At 41.1% G+C, this 1,696-nt stretch carries 2 protein-coding genes; one reads left to right on the top strand and one right to left on the bottom strand.

Features of this window, described 5'->3' with window-relative positions; all coding sequences use genetic code 11:
• Positions 1–610, top strand: a 610-nt coding sequence (locus BCT81_RS29215) for a hypothetical protein (RefSeq protein WP_157938889.1), incomplete at its 5' end; no start/stop codon positions are given.
• A gap of 56 nt (positions 611–666) precedes the next feature.
• On the opposite strand, the gene BCT81_RS23170 is transcribed toward BCT81_RS29215, so the two are convergent.
• Complete coding sequence (locus tag BCT81_RS23170) at positions 667–1,581, bottom strand: DMT family transporter (RefSeq protein WP_102425998.1); 915 nt, start codon at positions 1,579–1,581, stop codon at positions 667–669.
• Between the last annotated feature and the right edge of the window lie 115 nt (positions 1,582–1,696).

Raw genomic sequence — 1,696 nt, 5'->3', positions numbered from 1 at the left:
TTGTTATAGTTCGGATGAAATTCTAAAAATAAAAAAGTTAGAAAGTTACAAAAACAGGTTGATTCATAATGATAGCGGTTATCCATTAATCATTGATAGGATGACATGTCAATCTATTGATACTTTGAGTGATAAAGACAAAAAAACGATATTTGACTATCATCGATTAGTCTATAAAGAGGAAATAGAGTCAAATCTAAAATACGACGATTCTAATGGGAAGCTAGAGTTTTTATTGTATTTTTCTTCTGGCTTGCTGGTCGGGCATGTGGTTAGAAATTCAAATTATATCATAAGTTTAGGTTCGCAATGTTACAAAATTAGGCATGACATACTCAGTCTCTTGGCGGAAGACTGTAAAAGCCAATTAATTACGATTCATATACTGGATAGCTCTCTAGCTCAGTTCATTGTAGATTCAAATTCGGGTTTTTTGTTCCTTCAAAACAATAAGGTTTACACAACATGTAATCTTGCAGAGTTTGACCGAAATCCATGGGTTATGGCTATTCGGAAAGGTCTAACAGACTTTAAATTTCTTCGTTATGCTGAATTGTCTAAGCGAAAGGAAGATGTTTACTCTAGACTATTTCAGTTGGGTTGTGAGTAATGTTGCAAAGTTAAATGAGATGACAGTGGCTTCACTTCCATCTCATACTCCCATGTTTAGCTTGATTGAGGTTGTTTTCGGATGAAAGGTATAATCGCACTGAAAACGATCACTGCTGCACCGATCAAAGCGAGTGAATTTGGCAGTTCGGCAAACAACAGATAGCCTAGAACCATTGAGTAGATCATTTGTGAGTATTCGACATTCGACACTACGTTCGCTTCTCCCCATTTAAAGGCTGTCACTCCAAACCACTGCCCGATAGAAGAGATAACGCCGACCAGAACTAATAAAGCCAGTTCAGACCATGTCGGCCATTGCCATTCGATGATCGCTGGGATTAACGCAACAGCGCCAACAAAGATGGCTTGGTAGGCCAATACAACGGTTTTCGATTCTACATTCGCCATTTTCCTCACACAGATAACCGCAATAGCAGCACCTAATGCTGCGACTAATCCTGTTCCAACATAGAACAGAGATTCACTTTCTAAGGTTGGTTGTACGACTAACATCACTCCAGCAAAGCCAACTAAGATCGTCGTCATGCGAGCCCAGCCAACGTTTTCTTTCAGGAATAGACGAGAGATAACAGCCACGAACAACACCTTCAGAAACCCTAATGCGGTTGCATCGGCAAACGGAATATTACTGACGGTTAAGAAGCTGAAGTAGAGTGCGATGAACGCACCGGTGACACGCCATACATGCATCGACACCATTTTAGGGTGGAGCATTGCGTCGATGTTGCTGATTATCGATGGCATTAATAAGGTGACGAAAACCAGTTGTCGAAATAGCAAGATCTGGAAAATGTCGATGGTCTGGCTCAACTCGCGGACAATAACGCCTACTAATATGAACAGCGCATTTGAGATAAGCGCCAGTGCAATTCCTTTTGCTGGGTCGGACAGTCCGTCGAAAAATGAAAGCAGCGGACGAGGCACTGCGAAGGAACGATGAATAGACATAACACACCTCTTGATGAATGGGTGCTGAGCATAAAGCCTACACTGGTAGACGGGTCAAACATGGTTTTTAAAAAAGTTCAAGGGATTAACAAGTAGAGGTGAACAAGCCTTTCAT

The sequence above is a fragment of the Vibrio sp. 10N.261.52.A1 genome (assembly GCF_002876325.1).
Taxonomy (GTDB): Bacteria; Pseudomonadota; Gammaproteobacteria; order Enterobacterales; family Vibrionaceae; genus Vibrio; species Vibrio chagasii.
This window is presented reverse-complemented; position numbering and strand designations above follow the sequence as displayed.